Source organism: Oceanirhabdus sp. W0125-5, from assembly GCF_027938815.1.
GTDB lineage: Bacteria > Bacillota > Clostridia > Clostridiales > Clostridiaceae > Oceanirhabdus.
The window spans coordinates 3,552,485-3,568,923 of sequence record NZ_CP115913.1 but is presented as its reverse complement, the minus strand read 5'-3'; the positions used below and the strand labels follow the sequence as shown (position 1 = coordinate 3,568,923).

Genomic DNA, 16,439 nt, shown 5'->3' with positions numbered 1-16,439 from the left:
TTGAGGAAATTTATAAATTTATATAATAATAGAGAAAAAGGATCTAAACCTATGACTTTGTTGAATTCTTTCACATTCATATATTTTTAGGATAAAGAGTGGGGAACCGTATCATAAATAAGTGAGGTTTATATAAATAGTAAAGTAATTATTATTTAATTTTAAAAGTAAGCTAACAGAGGGAGAGAATATAAATGGGGAATTTAAAATACAAAGGAATTATTCCACAAAAGTTGATAGAAGATATTAAAAATGGAAGATGTATATTATTTGTAGGGTCAGGATTATCTTCACAAGTTTTAAGAAGTAACAATAAGAATTTACCAACATGGAAATCATTATTATATGAAATGTTAGAATGGGCTAATGAAAATAGAACACCATTTTGGAATGGCATAGAGGATGTTAAAGAAATGATTGATAAGAATAATCTTACTGTGGCAGCACAAGAGTTACAGGATATAATAGGAGGTTCAAATATTGGTGAATTTTACAAAAGTGTTTTTAGAGATAAAAATGTTAAACCTTCTAGAGCACACAAAATAATTCCTACAATACCTTTTAGAGCGGTAATAACTACAAATTATGATACTTTAATTGAAGGTGCATATTCGTTAGTAAATGAAGGGGTATTACCCCCTATTTTTACGCAGAATGACCTAGATGATAAAAATTCATTCTTAAGGAATAATGAGTTTTTTATATTTAAAATGCATGGTCATATTGATAGACTAGATTCAATTATATTAGGTAAAAGAAGTTATGATGATATTCTATTTAAAAATATAACTTACAGACAATTTATGGAAACTATATTTTCAGTTTACACTATATTATTTATTGGATTTGGAGGAAGTGATGACGATTTAAATAATACATTTGATAAACTATCTGTATTATATTCCAGGACTTTGGACAAACATTATATGTTGGCAGAAAAAGGCAAATACAATATGACTGAAAAAAGACGATTAATATTAGATAAAAGGATAGAGATTATTGAATATGAAAGTGATGATTCTCACTCACAAGTAAGTGCATTCTTAAACGAATTGTACAAAGAAGTGGAAAGTGAAGAGAATAAAGTTGAGATATTTCAAGATAATAAGAAAAGCAAAAAGGTGTTTATAAGTAGTTCAGCACATGATAAAGATATTACTAAAGTAGTTTATGATTTTTTAAATAAAAATGATTTTAATGTTTTTGATTTTAATAAAGAAATAAAGGTAGGAGATATTTTAGTACAATCAATATCTAAGGCAATACAAGATGCAAATATAATGATTGTCTTAATAACCGAGAATTCTATAAAATCTACTTGGGTACAAAGTGAACTTCAGGCTGGGATTTTAAAACAAGTTTCAGATAAATCTATGAGAGTTATTCCTATCATAGTTGGTGATGTTCAAATACCATCATATCTTAATCAAATATTATATTTAAAAGTGGATAATAATTTTACAGAAAGTGATTTACAACCATTATTGAAATCGATTGAAAAATAAGAATCTATAAATAAGTAAAAAATAATGTTAAAACCTCATTCACGGGTGATACGGAGAACTGTACCATAAATAAGTGCGGTTTTTATTTAATAGTAAAACAAGCCTACAAATTCTGAGTTGTAGGGCTAATTATGAGGAAATAAAAGTTGCAGATATAATTGACTGCTATCAGGAGTATGAGAAAAATCTTCCATATGATATAATTTATAATAATCATGAAAAATATGTCTGTCTATTGAAGTGCAGTTTATTTAAGTTTGTGGGTATAACGTTAATGGTAAAGAGCTTTTACTCTAATAACCTGGATAGCATAAAATATAGATTATTTCTTGTAGTAGAGTTAATGAACCTTATGGTGAATAATCAACTTATTAATATAGGTATTACTTGACGCTAAGAGTATTTGCAAAATGTTTTATTACGATATTATAAATAGAGAGGTTAATATGAAGACATTATATATTATTGGAAATGGGTTTGATGTGGCACATGGTTTAAATACAAATTATTGGGGGATGAGAGAGTATATTGGAGAACGAGATCCGGAGTTTTTAAGGTTTTTTGAAGCCAGATATAATATTCAGCCTCTTGATGATACAGAACCATGGTATACGGAAGAAGCGCAAGAAAGATGGAATAAATCTGTAAATCATAATTTGTGGAGCGTGTTTGAACACCACATAGGTAAGCCTAATACGACGGAAATGCTTGAAATGTCTGAATCTGTTACGGAAGGAATGCCCAAAATTGGAATTCGAGATCATATGGATTACTATTGGAGGGATGAATTTGGATATGTAAAAAAACTGCACTCATATGTAAAAGATTGGATTGAGACAATTAATACTGATAAACTGAGGCCTTTAAACATGTCTCTGATAAACAGTACAGATATTTTTATGAGTTTTAATTATACAGATGTGTTAGAAAAGGTTTATGGCATTGATGATGTTATGCATATACATGGCGGAGTTTCTTCGATTTGTACTATAGATCCAATAATGGGACATTGTAACAAGCAGGACATAAAAAAACATAGGATATGGGCAAAAGAGGCTGAAGACGAGTATGCTGAAGCAGAGGCGAGTGTGCAAGATGCTGTGGCAGACTACCTTGAAGCAATATATAAGGACACAGATAAGCAGATTAATATAAACTATAATTTCTTTGAAAGACTTAATTTTGTGAATCATGTTGTTATTATTGGGTGGTCAGCTGGAGAAGTGGATCTTCCATACTTACATAAGATAATTGAGAGCGTAAATCAGAGTACTAATTGGACAGTATACTGGTATAACAAAGAAGCATATGGTGCATTGAAAAATGTATTTGAAAACGTTGGAATAGTTGATACTAACTTGGTTAAATTTGAGCAATCCGATACATTCTGGGATAGTTAATATTGTAGATTAGCAAAATGAATATCCCTATAAATTGATATTTATAGATTTGATAAAATCGCACTTTAGTGCGATACGGTGAACTGTATCACAAATAAGTGCGGTTTTGTGGTTTGTATTAAGAGCATTATCTCCACTTTTCAAATCCATGATTTTCTGCAAGAGAATATAATAGTTTTTCACATTATGATGTATATGTTAAGAGTGAGTATAAACTATGAATGATAGAAATCAGGTTTGTAGATGGTTACTTAACATGAACGTTTAATATAGTGGAATGTAAAGGGATTTATATTCTCAACATGAACCTAATAATCAGATGATGGGGTAAATTTACGTGAGCGTGAGTTTTCATTTTGCTCTTAGTGAAAAATATAGAAGGGGTGATATATATGATTAAACCAAACTGGGATGTATTCAAAGCAAAATTTAGCGAAAATCCTCAGAATAACTTTGAATGGTTTTGTTACTTGCTGTTCTGTAAGAAATTTAATATGGATTATGGGATATTTAGATATAAGAATCAATCAGCTATAGAAACAAATCCAATTGAAGTTAATGATGATGTTGTTGCTTGGCAAGCTAAATTCTATGAAACTTCGCTTTCAAGCCATAAAAAAGATTTAGAAGATACATTAAACAAATTAAAAAGGGATTACCCTAAAGTGAATAGATTGTATATCTACTCAAATCAGGAGTGGGGACAAAACAAGGGACAGATGCCTCAAGGACAAAAAGATATTGAAAAGTTAGCAAAAGAATTAGATATTAGTTTGGACTGGAAACTAGCTAGTTTCTTTGAATCTGAATTTGTTACAGTAAAAAATGATATCATTGCTAAGCACTTTTTTACATTTGAAAAAAGCATATTCTCAACATTAGAAGAAATGCAAAATCATAGCAAGAATCTACTTAAATACATTAACACAGATATTTCTTTTAACGACAAGAATTTTGAAATCACAAGAGAGAAAGAATTGAATCCTCTCATTAGTGGTTCAAATCAAGTATGTATAATCAGCGGTGTTGGTGGGGTTGGAAAAACTGTCTTAGTAAAAAAATTATATGAACGCTACGCAGAAGATGTCCCATTCTATATTTTTAAAGCTACAGAGTTTGAGTTAAGAAATATTAATGATATATTTGGTGATTTCAGCTTGAGTAATTTCCTTGATGTTCATAAAGATATGGAACGCAAAACAATAGTAATTGACTCAGCTGAAAAATTACTAGATTTAAGGAATACAGACCCTTTCAAAGAGTTATTATCAGCAATCGTTGAAACAAACTGGCAAGTTATTTTCACTACTAGAGATGCCTATCTTAAAGATCTTAACTATCAGTTTTTTGAAATTTATAAAATTGCTCCATTAAATATTGGGATACGTCCTTTGGAACAGCAAGAACTAATCACTATATCTAATGAGAATGCTTTTACTCTGCCAAAGGACAAGAAATTATTAGAATTAATAAGGAATCCTTTCTATTTAAATGAATATTTACAATTTTACAAGGATATTGACGAAATTGATTATGTTGAGTTTAAGTTAAAATTGTGGGAACAAAGAATTAAAAAGAGTAAACCTGAAAGAGAGAAGTGTTTCATGGAAATTGCATCTCAGAGGGCGAATACAGGTAAATTTTTTGTTGATGTAAAAGCTGAGCTAAGTAATCAATGTGATGAGTTAATGAAAGATGGAATGTTGGGATATGAGGATGTGGGATATTTCATAACTCATGATATTTATGAAGAATGGGCATTAGAGAAAATTATAAATAAAGAATTTGTTAATAGGTCTGATGAACATGATTTTTTTGTATCAATCGGAGAATCATTACCAATAAGAAGGTGTTTAAGAAACTGGATATCAGAAAAACTATTACTAGAAGATTATGAAATTGTAGAATTCATTGAAGATACTGTTAAGAATAGTGAGATTGATTCTTTTTGGAAAGATGAGCTATTTGCCTCCATTCTACTATCAGACTATTCAAGAACCTTTTTCGAAGTTTTTAAGAATGAGTTATTGTCAAACAAGTGTAGTCTATTGAAAAGACTGATATTCATTTTAAGGATTGCTTGCAAAGAAGTAGATGATGAATTTTTCAAGCAATTAGGCATAAAAGATATAAACCTCTTTACTCTGGAACACATTCTAACAAAGCCAAAGGGAGTCGGATGGGAGGCATTAATCGAATTTACTTACAATAATATAGAAATAATCGGAATTGAGAATATTAATTTTGTTTTGCCTATAATTAATGATTGGAATGACAAAATTAGAAAAGGAAATACTACTAGATGTGCTGGTCTTATTGCTCTGAAGTATTATCAAAATACTATTCGCAGAGATGTTTACTATTCGCGGGATGATACACTAGAAACTATTCTAAAGACAATTATTAATGGCTCATATGAATTAAAAATGGAATTGAAAGAGATTATAGCTGAAATACTACTCAATGAATGGAAGAATTATAGAGACCCTTATTATGATTTAGCTAAGTTCATTTTAACAAAGCTTGATGGTTTACCTGTCTGTAAGGTATTACCAGATGAGATTTTACAGTTAGCTGATTTTTATTGGACTTATACACCAAAAGAAGACCATATGTTTTCGAGTTGTAGAGATGATGTCGAACATGATTTTGGTATAGAAAAAGATTATACAGATTATCACCCTGCTAGTGCCTATCAAAGTCCTATATATTGGCTACTTCAGATTAACCCCAAAGCAACAATGGACTTTATAGTTAGTTTTACAAATAAGTCTGTAAGGAAGTATGTTTCTTCAAATTTAGCTTCTAGACTTGATAACATAACCGAGGTTGAGGTTATGTTAAGAGATGATAGACAGAAGAAACAATACATTAGTCAGTGCTTGTGGGAGATTTACAGAGGGACGAGTTCTCCAGTAAGTCCTAACTTGTTACAATCTATTCACATGGCTTTAGAAAAGTTTCTTCTAGAAATAGCAGAAAAAATGAAAACCGAAGTGTTAGTAAGTTGGTTGAATTATCTACTCGAAACTTCTGAGAGTGCTTCAATTTCATCTGTAGTGACAAGTGTTGTGTTAGCAAATCCAGAAAAAACATTTGACACAGCAAAAATTTTATTTGGAACTAAAGAATTTATCATCCATGATACTCATAGATTGGCTTCGGAACAAGGTGCTAAAACACTATATTCAATAGGGAAAAACTGGGGTATTAGCAAAAGTAGTTTTTATGATAATGAGAGATTAAAAACATGTGAAGATAAGCATCGGAAATGGAGTTTAGAAAGCCTCTTCTTAAACTATCAAGTTTTTGCAATGCAAGAGTCAGGAGCGGATGAGGCGAAGAAACGTCAAGAAATTCTATGGGATATTTTAGATGATTATTATAAAAAACTACCACAAGACTCTGAGCAGAATGAGAGGGATAAGACCTGGAGATTGTTTTTGGCTAGAATGGATAGGCGAAAAATGAATATTACTACTGAAGAGACTAATGGTGGCATATTGATACAGTTTGAACCTGAGATAGAACCAGAAATAGATGAATTTAGAGAGGAAAATCAAAAAGCTTACAACGAACATATGAGGTATGTTCCTTTAAAGTTATGGGCTGATTTCAAATTTAAAAATGATGAAAAATCTAAGGAATATGAGAAGTATGATAGTAATCCCCAAAATGCGTTAGATGAAGCTAAAGAAATATTAGAAAGACTTAACAAGCCTTACAACCCAGATTTACCTCAGGCAACACACGCTGAAAATGAAAGATTCCATTTGTTTAATTACCAAATACCATCATGTGTATGTGTGGTATTAGTTGAGCATTATATCGATAAATTGAATGATGAAGATAAAGAATTTTGCAAGGACGTTATAATTGCTAAAGTGATATCTTGCGTACAGCCAAATTATTTCTATCAAGTAGGAGATGGTGCACAGGAAGCAATTGCTTCATTACCAAAACTGATGAAGTTATATCCTAAGGAAAAGGAAAAAATAAAACTATTGCTTTTACTTATACTATTTAAGGATGAATCTGTTGGAGGAATGATATCATCTGAAAGATTCAATATTTTTTCTATGATAGCAATTCATAAAATGTGGGAAAAAGAATTTGAGGATGCTCATTCATTACTATTGGGTTATCTAGTATTTAAGTACAAATATAATGAGTTAATAAGTGAAATTCGAAAAGAGAACTTTGAAAATGGGGTTTACGAACCTGATTTAGGAGAATTGTTAAGCAGATTTCTAGCTGAAAATGAGATGAGTCTCAATAAGATGGTTGATAATGAATTTTCAATTTCAGATTTAGGTAATATTCAAGAGCTTGATTTGTTTATACTATCAAATGCTCTAAAAATGATGCCTAGTAAGTTAGAGCATAGAGAACATATTGATATTGCTCATGAAATAATTACTGTGTTTGCAAGAGAGCTAACACAAGGTAGAGATGGTGATAAAGTCGATTACACGGTACGTAATGAATTTTTGAAAAAATATGCTTATCTTGTTTTAAATTCTGAGAGGAGTAAAGTACCACAATTGATTCAACCATTTATCGATAAGTTCAACTCATCAGAACCAATAGCAGAGATGTTCCAAGAATTTATTTACGCTGAAGATAGAATGCATAGCTATGATAATTTTTGGTTTGTGTGGAATCAGTTCAAAGATAAAATAATTGAAGTAACTAATAACGGAACTAATAACTGGTATGTAGATAAAATTATTAAAAGTTACTTATTTGCACAAACACGATGGAACGATACTACTAAAGAATGGCATTCATTAAAATCAACTAACATGAGATTAATTAAGGATGTATCTGAGCAGATGGGACAGCATCCGTCAGTCTTATATTCTATATCTAAACTGTTGAATGATATTGGAAGTTCATTTATCGCTGAAGGACTAATTTGGATATCTAATATGTTATCCAATCATTCGGAATATGATACTTTGAAGCTTGAGCGGAATACTCCTTATTATTTAGAAAACTTGGTCAGAAAGTATGTTTATGAAGAGCGAGAAAAGATTAAGAAGAATAAACGGTTAAAGCAGAAAATTCTAGTTGTACTAAATTTCCTTATAGAAAAGGGCTCTACAGTAGGTTATATTCTTAGGGAGAATATTATTTAGATTGACAAAAAAAATAGTTGATTGAATTATTTAAACTCTAGTATGTTTATGGCTTACCAAAGCAACTACATTTGTAACATTATACTCCTCACATGAAATGTGAGGAAAAATATACTTGAAGTAGAAATACATCTTATTAGTAATTAAAAACCACACTTTAGCGCGGTACGGTGAGCCATATCATAAGTATTGGATTTAAGCGAAGGAGTTGGATAGGATATTAGGTAGTATAATAATATATGTTCAACTTCTAATTATCCATATTAGTAGAATTATAGATGATAAGAAATATTCACCCAAAATTATTATTCATTTTATCCCTTTTTATGCATACATTATGTTAAGTAACATAACTAATATATATGTAAGAGAGCTCAGTGATTTATATGAGCTCTTTTTAAATAAAGATTAATTGAATATACACTTTAATATATTTTGCTAGGATCAAAAGGTTTATTTTTATATGTTTTCTTATTGGGTTGCTCTTTTTCTTTGAACTTGGAATGTTTCTTAACAGATTCAATACTTTCTAACAATAAAACAAAATTATTAGGTTCCATAATAGATATTCCTCACAATCGAAATATAATAACTTTAATGAGATTATACTATATTTTACTAAAAATGTCAAAAAGAAGACTTAAAATACTTATATTGTAGTATTTTAGGGTAAAAGAATGTAATGAAATAACTTTAATTTAAATGTATCCTATTTATTTAGTAAAGAAAACACAGAGTTTAGTAATAGATTTGTAATACTAGTCTGTTAATTATGTAAAATAATTACTATACAAGAATTAAGTAATTAATAAAAGAGAAGATGACTTGAAAATATTTAGTCATCTTCTCTTTTATCTTTTATTTTCTTTATGAGTTTTTCAACATCAAATCCTACAGTTTCAAGTTGCTCCATCAATTCTTTTAATTCATTAGGGGTAATATCGTGAGGATAGATATCTTTATTTATTTCTATAGTATATTGATCATCTTTGAAATTTGTATCTATAGTTTTAATATTTGAAGAATCTGTTCTTCCTAAAAGATAATCTAAAGTAACGTCAAAGTAATCAGCTATTTTAACTAGCATATCATCCTTTGGGAATCTTTTTCCCTTTTCCCAATTTGTAACCGTTGCTGGTTCAACGTTCATTTCTTTTGCAAACTCTTTGCTCAACAATTGTTTATTTTCTCGTAAGTATTTTAATCTATCACCGAATTTGCTCAACTCATCACCTCATTACATAAGTTCTAGTGTCTAAATAATCTATATATACAATTATAAACTATTTGAAAATTTTAAAATGAAAATTAGCTAAATGAATATTTTTTAATGAAAATTCAAATAATACTATTGAAATTAACAATTTGCTAATATATAATTAACATATCGATAATTTTCAAAATGCTAATTAGAAGGAGGTGGAACTATGTACTGTAATTTAAAAGGTCTAATTAGAGGTGCTAATTTAACACAGAAGAATATAGCTGAAATCCTTGAGATATCAGAAAGTTCATTCAATCTTAAAATCAATGGTAAATCAGATTTCACAGTAGAAGAAGCTAGAAAAATATCAAAGATTTTTAATAAGTCTATAGATAATATTTTTTTTAATGACGAAATTAGCAAAATGAAAATAAGTAGTTCAATTAATTATTAGTTTGTCCAAAAATTCAAATTTAATACATGTAAATTAATGGGGTGTTTTTATGGAGTTAGCTATGAGATTAAAAATTGAAGAATTAAGAAAAAAGAAGAAACTATCAAGGCGGCAGCTCTCATTGAAAAGTGGAGTTGCAAGGGGGTATATTAGTGAGCTTGAAAGTGGAAAGTATGATAATCCAACAGTTAGAGTACTTGTTAAACTTAGCAAAGTTCTTTGTTGTACTTTAGATGAACTGGTGGATATAGATGATGAGGAATAGGAATTTTGAGGGATTAATCAATGGTAATTTTGACATACATGTACGATTTAATAAGTCTTAGACTTTAGTGATTAGAATAACCAAGGATGATATTGAATAAATTTAAGTAAGGAGGTAGTTATGAGAAAAGTTTTATCAGTAACCTGTAGACATCCTGCAAAGGAGAATTTAGAAGAGTTTCATAATAGATACTCACAAACATTGATTGGGTTAATTGCTGATAAACTAAATGAATCAGAACTTCGTGCTTTAGCAAAGAAGTTTGAGGAAGAAGAAAAGAAAAATAACTAAAGCTACTATCTATAGACTAATGATGAAAAAGTGGGTACATATTTTTTTGAGCAATTTTTCTGCAACAAAAAACACTTACTCACTATATGATATTCAAGTTACTAAAAGAATATTACAAAAAAATTCAGTAGAATTAGGGTGAAAAATAGTAAGAGGTTAGTTTTTGAAGAATAGGAGGAAATGATGTGAATTTTAAAATTTTATCTAAAACCAATGGAGTATCAAGAGAAGAGTGGCTTGAACTCAGAAAAAAGGGCTTAGGTGGTTCAGATGTTGGAGCTATATGTGGGCTTAATAAATGGAAATCTCCAATATCGGTATATCTTGATAAAGTTGGAGAATTACCAAATGAGGATATTGAGAGTGAAGCAGCATATTGGGGAACAGTAATGGAGGATACAGTAGCAAAAGAATTTGAAAAAAGAACAGGAAAGAAAGTAAGGAGAAAAAACTTTATACTACAGCATAAAGAGTACCCATGGATGCTTGCTAATCTGGATCGGGTAATAGTTGGAGAGAATGCTTTGCTTGAGTGTAAGACAGCTAGTGCATATAAGGACGGTGAATGGAAAGATGATGTGATTCCTGAAAGTTATTTGCTACAAGTACAACATTATCTAGCGGTAACAGGTTGCGAGAAAGGATATATAGCTACATTGATAGGCGGAAATAAGTTTGTTTGGAAAGAAATACAAAGGGATCAAGAGATAATTGAATATTTAATAAATATTGAGAAAGATTTTTGGGAAAATCATATTAAAATAAAAAATCCACCAGTAATTGATGGAAGTGAAGCATCAACTCAAGTGTTAAAAATGATGTATCCAGAAGCTATTGATACTGAAGAAATACTACTTGATTATGAAGCGGCAGAGCTTATTGAAAAACGAAATAAGTTGAAAGCAGAGGAATCAAAATTAAAAGGAGAAATAGCAGAGTGTGAAAATAAAATTAAAGTTATGATTGGAGCGCATGAAAAAGCAACTGTTGATACATACAAAATCAGTTGGAAGAATGTTAATTCTAATAGACTTGATAGTAAAAATTTAAAGATAGATCATCCTGATATTTATGAAAAGTACTGTAAAACTTCAATTAGCAGAAGATTTTCAATTAAGGAGGTTTCATAATGATTAGAGCTTTGGATGTTTTATTAGGTTCAATAAATTCTCAACTTAATGAATTAAATAAAGGTAACTTTAAAATTTATGATAATGAAAATAGAGAGTTTTATATCACTGGAATAGCTTATGACAGTGAAGAAGATAAATTAATTTTTAAGTGTAAGGAGGAAGATGAAAAATGCCAGTAAACACATCAACTGTTAAAGAGAAGTTAGCTAAAAAAACAGATAATTCAAAAGGGTTAGCGCAAGGAAATGGGTTTCAAAATGTTCTTGTAAAACAGCTTAAACAGCAGTTTAAAGCAATTGAAAGTTTGGTACCTAAACATGTTACGCCAGAGCGATTATGTCGTGTTGGACTCAATGCAGTGAGTAGAAACCCTAAGATTATGGAATGTTCACCTGATACAGTGGTTGGTGCGATTGTAAACTGTGCTACTTTAGGCCTGGAACCAAATTTGTTAGGGCATGCATACATAGTACCCTTTTGGAATGGCAAAACAAGTAAATTCGAAGCTCAATTCCAGATAGGCTATAAAGGTGCATTAGATTTAGTGAGAAGGACTGGAGCAGTCAGTACAATAACAGCACATGAGGTTTATTCCGGAGATGAGTTTGAGTATGCATATGGACTAGATGAAAAGTTACGCCATATTCCATGTGGAGAAGATGATGAAAGTAAAATAACACATTTTTATGCATGCTATAAGCTTAAAGATGGTGGTACTGGATTTGTCGTAATGTCTAGAGCTCAAATGGATAAACATAGAGATCGATTTACTAAGAGTAAAAATAAGCAAAACAAAGTATTCGGACCATGGGCGGATCATTATGTATCTATGGGATTGAAAACTGTAATTCTAAAATTAATTAAGTATATGCCAATTAGTATAGAGCAACAAGAAAGTCAAAAGATACTTGAGGGACTGCAAAGGGATAATGGAGTTAGTACTGTTAAAGAACCCGAAGTTGGTTTTGGAGATGCGTATATTAACACAGAGTATTCAATTAATCATGAAGAGAAGGGAGAAAAATAAGTGGAATATAAAAAAGAAAAACGCTCCGCCAAGCGTTCTTCATAGATAAAAACTTTAAATTCAAATGTACTTGGTAAAGTACTTAGCCCTATTATAGCATCCAATAGGGTAAATTACCACAATCTAAGTATTTGCGTAAAAATTAGGAGTATTCGTGGAGGTCGGTTTTATGAAAAAGAAACTGAAAGTAAATCTTCTTTTGTAAAGACCTCCACTAAAGATATAAATGTAAATAAAGTTACAGAAGTGTCAGTGTTAGTAGAGAAAAATTTTTAGGAGGAATATAACTTGAAAGAATTGATAAATGTTGTTGAAGAGAATGGAAAATTAATAGTCGGAAGTAGAGAAGTATCATTGAATTTTGAGAAAAGACATGGCCACGTAATAGAAAAAATAGATGGAATTATTGAAGGAATTAACTCAACCGAAAAATCGGTTCAGTACTTTATCCCCCATGAGTACAAGGATTTAAGTGGAAAGTTAAATAAGGAATACTTACTAACTAGAGATGGTTTTTCTTTATTAGTAATGGGGTTCACTGGCAACAAAGCTCTAGACTGGAAAATGAAATATATTCAAGCGTTTAACAAAATGGAGGAAAAGATTAGAAGCCAAAAACAACTTTCACCTATGGATCAGTTAAAGTTACAGTATGAAGTTTTAGAACAGCATGATAATAAATTAAATGATTTAGATGGAAAGGTTCGGCACATAGAAAATAACATGGTGATTGATTATGGGCAAGAGGTAACCATAAAAAAAGAAGTTGATTGTAGAGTAAAGAAGGTATGCTATGGAAAAGAATTTCCAGCGTATTTAGATAAAACTTTGAGAGCTAAGGTATACAGAGCTTTATGGAGGGATTATAAGGGATACTTTAATATAACATCCTACCATAACACTTTGAAAAAAGACTTTCAAACTTCATTGAATTTAATTAGAAAATGGTCTCCAAATGGAGAGTTATTAAGATTAATTGAGAAGGCAAATAATCAATTAGTTTTCAGTGATGTTGGAGCAACTAAGGAGGACTAACAATGTCAGAGATTAAATGGATAAAACTAACAACAACGATGTTTGATGATGAAAAAATTAAATTAATTGAGTCTATGCCGGAGAAAGATACCATATTAATTATTTGGATTAAGCTTTTAGTTCTTGCTGGGAAAGCTAATAATAATGGATATATTTATTTATCTGAGAATATTCCATACACAGTTGAAATGTTAGCAACAGTATTCAACAGACCGTTAAATACTGTGAGATTATCATTGGAAACTCTAAGAACTTTTGGAATGATTGAAGTTGATGAAAAACAAATAATTAATATTTCTAACTGGGAAAAACATCAGAATATTGATGGCATGAAAAAGATTCGAGAGCAAAACAGAAAAAGAGTTGCAAAGCATAGAGAGAAAAAGAAAATGTTACAGGAATCATCTAAAAAAACTGGTAATGAAGAGGAGTTAGGGGAGTATGTAACAGGAGAAAACATTACAAGTAATGGTGGTAATGAAAATGTAACGTTACGTAACTCAACAGAAGAAGATAAAGAGGAAGATAAAGATAAAAAAGAAGATAAAGAATTAGAAGAAGATGGAGAAAAGAATAAAGGCTCATCATTACCAAACTCTTTTCCCAGTGATATTCATAGAAAAATATTTGAAAGTAAAGTTCTTAGTGAAATTGCATATAAAACATGGTTTGAAAATACTGTTATTCGAGATGATACTAAAATAACAGTAGTAGCAGCAAATGAATGTTTTAAAATTGGTTTAAGAAAGTATTGTAAAGTACTTGAAAGTGCATTAAATAAGAAAATTGAAATTGTTGTTGAGTGAAATTGAATGAAATAAGGGCAAGAATATTTGCAAAAAGTGTATATCAGAATTGAAGAAATAGGTGAGGATATGGATAAAGTTAAAAAAATTATTAATACAGCAACAACTAGTGTAATACATACAAAAGAGAATACGTGGAAAGAAACTATAGAGTGCTTACCGGAAGCTTTTGAAGAAGCGTGTATAAGGCATAACATTAATCCAAAAGAAATTATAAGTTATAGCTCAAATGACAGATTAAAGTTTGAAATACTTAAACAACCTGAGGATATGAAATTGAAGATGGAGATGCAATCTAAACTATTTAAATTATTCAATAGGAGAGAATATACAAGTAATGAGATAAGGAACTTGCTAGGAATCAATCAATTAGATGTATATAAGCTGTGTAAACATATTAAGAAAAATTTGAATAGAAAATATGACAGAGTAGACATAGTTAGAGTGTGTATGGGAGGAATGTTGTTTGCAGACTAGTAATAGTGTAATCTTAAATATTCCAGGAGAACCAAAGCTAAAGCTAGAAATAGAGTATGCAAAAACGGAATAGTCATCACACCAAAGTATACATTATGGTGAAAATCCTAGGGTGGAACTATATTTGAATTGACTTAATTAAAACTTGCAACAATTAAATTAGGCAAGGGGCTTGTAGACAAGTTATTTGCAAGTGTACAAGCTCTCATATTTCAAGTGGAGGTAGTTATGGGAAATAAGATATCAATGGAATTTAAATACAAGGAATGGTATGCGATTAAACATGCATTAGAAGTTCAAATAGAAAAAAGAAAGATCGAATCTAAAGTGAATGAGGAACCAACAAAAAAGGAAATTTTCACTAAAGATATTAGAGAAGAAAAAAGAATCCTTAGGGATATAAATAAAATTATTAAAAGACATAGCTGGTGATTAAAGGGATAAAAAGATAATTATTATGGATGCTCATAAAGGTGACTGGTATGAAAACGAGATAGGGAAAGTTTATAATCTTATTCAAGAAGTTAGAGGTGGATATAAGGTTTCTAAGAAAAAGAAAGTAGGTATTGTGAGAATTAAAGATTGCGAAGTGATAGATTGATGGGTAAAAAGAAAAAATATGAAGAGAATATAATGCTTCCTGGGCAAATTTCAATATTTGATTTATTAGAAATGCAAAAGACTGAAAAAAGATCAATAAATATTGATTCTGTAATAAAAAAGGCTAAAAATGATACAAAAACAGCTGAAACGTGCACAAGAAGCCGTTAAATCGTACACTTTTGAAATGAAGAAGTTAACTGAAGAACAGCAAAAAATATTGGAACAATATAAGGAGGATGAAAGGGTTATAAGAAAAATTCTTCATGCATGTGGAAGAGTTAGTATTGAGGTACAGGAAGATGAAATAATAAAAACTTTTCACTATGATGCTGAAGGTAAAAATATATTCACCTTAGATAATCAAATACCAGTACTTCCAAAAGATAAAATTATGTACTATTTCCCTCATTTTAATAATGCCTTGAATGAGATACAAAAGAAAAAGTTAGAGGAAGTTAAAAATAAATATCAAGCTAATAGAGTCATTCATAGGAACGGAGATTTTAATCTTCTTGTAGAGCATGAGGGTGGAGTAATAAGTATTAACCCTAAAGGTTGGGTGCTAGAATTTGATAATATAAAAGAAATTGAATGCATTGAGGAGGAAGTTTTAGAGATCATATCGGACGAAGTAAAAGAAATTAATAGTGACGAGATTGATATAGGGGATATGGTTCGAGTTAGTTTAAGAGGGGACATGATTATAGCTAGAGTAACAAGGATATACAACAGTGGAGATACTTTCAATATTATATTTGATAAAAAACATACTGCAGTTCATAAGAGTTGCATTGTGAGGGTGGTGACCTAATGCAATTGGATATGGTGGATATAGCTAATGAGATTTATCATAATGCAAAAAGGTTTGATAAGAGTGGAGATGAAAATAGAATCAGAATTGGCTGATTGTAAATATAAGATTGATGTAAAGCGAGTTAAAGCTAAAAATGATTTTGCTACGTAGATTATATATGACTTGGATGGTAATTTTTTTAGAAAAGCATGTAGCTAATACAACATATGTGTATATTGTGAGATAAGGAATTTATTTTGGGAAGTACAGTATAATAGGGAGTGCTGAGAAAACTCCTCAGCACT

General features: G+C 30.2%; 19 protein-coding genes. 17 read left to right on the top strand and 2 right to left on the bottom strand.

Going from position 1 to position 16,439, the window contains the following annotated elements; all coding sequences use genetic code 11:
- Window positions 1-194 precede the first annotated feature (194 nt).
- From OW730_RS16515 to avs4, 3 genes are all read left to right on the top strand, one after another.
- Window positions 195-1,505: an SIR2 family protein gene (locus OW730_RS16515; protein ID WP_271225153.1), complete on the top strand. Its 1,311-nt coding sequence runs from the start codon at window positions 195-197 to the stop codon at window positions 1,503-1,505.
- A 446-nt stretch (window positions 1,506-1,951) separates the two neighbouring features.
- Window positions 1,952-2,905, top strand: a complete 954-nt coding sequence (locus OW730_RS16510; protein ID WP_271225152.1) for a bacteriophage abortive infection AbiH family protein — start codon at window positions 1,952-1,954, stop codon at window positions 2,903-2,905.
- Between the two features lie 392 nt (window positions 2,906-3,297).
- Entirely contained in the window at window positions 3,298-8,046 is a 4,749-nt protein-coding gene (avs4, locus tag OW730_RS16505) for an AVAST type 4 anti-phage nuclease Avs4 (protein ID WP_271225151.1), read from the top strand.
- Between the two features lie 425 nt (window positions 8,047-8,471).
- On the opposite strand, the gene OW730_RS16500 is transcribed toward avs4, so the two are convergent.
- Window positions 8,472-8,606, bottom strand: coding sequence for a hypothetical protein (locus OW730_RS16500; RefSeq protein ID WP_271225150.1), 135 nt, complete (start codon window positions 8,604-8,606; stop codon window positions 8,472-8,474).
- 275 nt (window positions 8,607-8,881) lie between these two features.
- Window positions 8,882-9,271 carry a helix-turn-helix domain-containing protein gene (locus tag OW730_RS16495; protein ID WP_271225149.1) on the bottom strand — a complete coding sequence of 130 codons (390 nt, stop codon included), beginning with the start codon at window positions 9,269-9,271 and terminating at the stop codon, window positions 8,882-8,884.
- Between the two features lie 202 nt (window positions 9,272-9,473).
- Between OW730_RS16495 and OW730_RS16490 the strand changes: the two genes are divergently transcribed.
- The 14 genes from OW730_RS16490 (at window position 9,474) to OW730_RS16425 (ending at window position 16,305) form a co-directional block, all read left to right on the top strand.
- Window positions 9,474-9,704, top strand: coding sequence for a helix-turn-helix transcriptional regulator (locus tag OW730_RS16490; protein WP_271225148.1), 231 nt, complete (start codon window positions 9,474-9,476; stop codon window positions 9,702-9,704).
- 49 nt (window positions 9,705-9,753) lie between these two features.
- Window positions 9,754-9,969, top strand: coding sequence for a helix-turn-helix domain-containing protein (locus OW730_RS16485; protein ID WP_271225147.1), 216 nt, complete (start codon window positions 9,754-9,756; stop codon window positions 9,967-9,969).
- Between the two features lie 120 nt (window positions 9,970-10,089).
- Entirely contained in the window at window positions 10,090-10,260 is a 171-nt protein-coding gene (locus tag OW730_RS16480; protein WP_271225146.1) for a hypothetical protein, read from the top strand.
- A gap of 185 nt (window positions 10,261-10,445) precedes the next feature.
- The gene (locus OW730_RS16475) at window positions 10,446-11,390 is read left to right on the top strand and encodes a YqaJ viral recombinase family nuclease (RefSeq protein WP_271225145.1); all 945 of its coding nucleotides are present in this window, start codon (window positions 10,446-10,448) and stop codon (window positions 11,388-11,390) included.
- Complete coding sequence (locus OW730_RS16470; RefSeq protein WP_271225144.1) at window positions 11,390-11,572, top strand: hypothetical protein; 183 nt, start codon at window positions 11,390-11,392, stop codon at window positions 11,570-11,572. Before OW730_RS16475 ends, OW730_RS16470 begins: the two co-directional genes overlap by 1 nt.
- Window positions 11,563-12,420, top strand: a complete 858-nt coding sequence (locus OW730_RS16465) for a recombinase RecT (RefSeq protein ID WP_271225143.1) — start codon at window positions 11,563-11,565, stop codon at window positions 12,418-12,420. Before OW730_RS16470 ends, OW730_RS16465 begins: the two co-directional genes overlap by 10 nt.
- 288 nt (window positions 12,421-12,708) lie before the next feature.
- Window positions 12,709-13,455, top strand: a complete 747-nt coding sequence (locus OW730_RS16460) for a Rha family transcriptional regulator (RefSeq protein ID WP_271225142.1) — start codon at window positions 12,709-12,711, stop codon at window positions 13,453-13,455.
- Between the two features lie 2 nt (window positions 13,456-13,457).
- A complete protein-coding gene (locus OW730_RS16455; protein WP_271225141.1) occupies window positions 13,458-14,261 on the top strand; it encodes a phage replisome organizer N-terminal domain-containing protein in 804 nt (267 codons plus the stop codon).
- 36 nt (window positions 14,262-14,297) lie between these two features.
- A complete protein-coding gene (locus tag OW730_RS16450) occupies window positions 14,298-14,738 on the top strand; it encodes a hypothetical protein (protein ID WP_271225140.1) in 441 nt (146 codons plus the stop codon).
- Window positions 14,739-14,966: 228 nt separating this feature from the next.
- Complete coding sequence (locus OW730_RS16445; RefSeq protein ID WP_271225139.1) at window positions 14,967-15,170, top strand: hypothetical protein; 204 nt, start codon at window positions 14,967-14,969, stop codon at window positions 15,168-15,170.
- 25 nt (window positions 15,171-15,195) lie between these two features.
- The gene (locus tag OW730_RS16440) at window positions 15,196-15,339 is read left to right on the top strand and encodes a hypothetical protein (RefSeq protein WP_271225138.1); all 144 of its coding nucleotides are present in this window, start codon (window positions 15,196-15,198) and stop codon (window positions 15,337-15,339) included.
- Window positions 15,339-15,509 (top strand): hypothetical protein, encoded by a 171-nt coding sequence (locus OW730_RS16435; protein WP_271225137.1) that lies wholly within the window; start codon window positions 15,339-15,341, stop codon window positions 15,507-15,509. Before OW730_RS16440 ends, OW730_RS16435 begins: the two co-directional genes overlap by 1 nt.
- Before the next feature lie 16 nt (window positions 15,510-15,525).
- Window positions 15,526-16,152, top strand: coding sequence for a hypothetical protein (locus tag OW730_RS16430; protein ID WP_271225136.1), 627 nt, complete (start codon window positions 15,526-15,528; stop codon window positions 16,150-16,152).
- A 27-nt stretch (window positions 16,153-16,179) separates the two neighbouring features.
- A complete protein-coding gene (locus tag OW730_RS16425) occupies window positions 16,180-16,305 on the top strand; it encodes a hypothetical protein (RefSeq protein WP_271225135.1) in 126 nt (41 codons plus the stop codon).
- The last annotated feature ends 134 nt before the right edge of the window (window positions 16,306-16,439 follow it).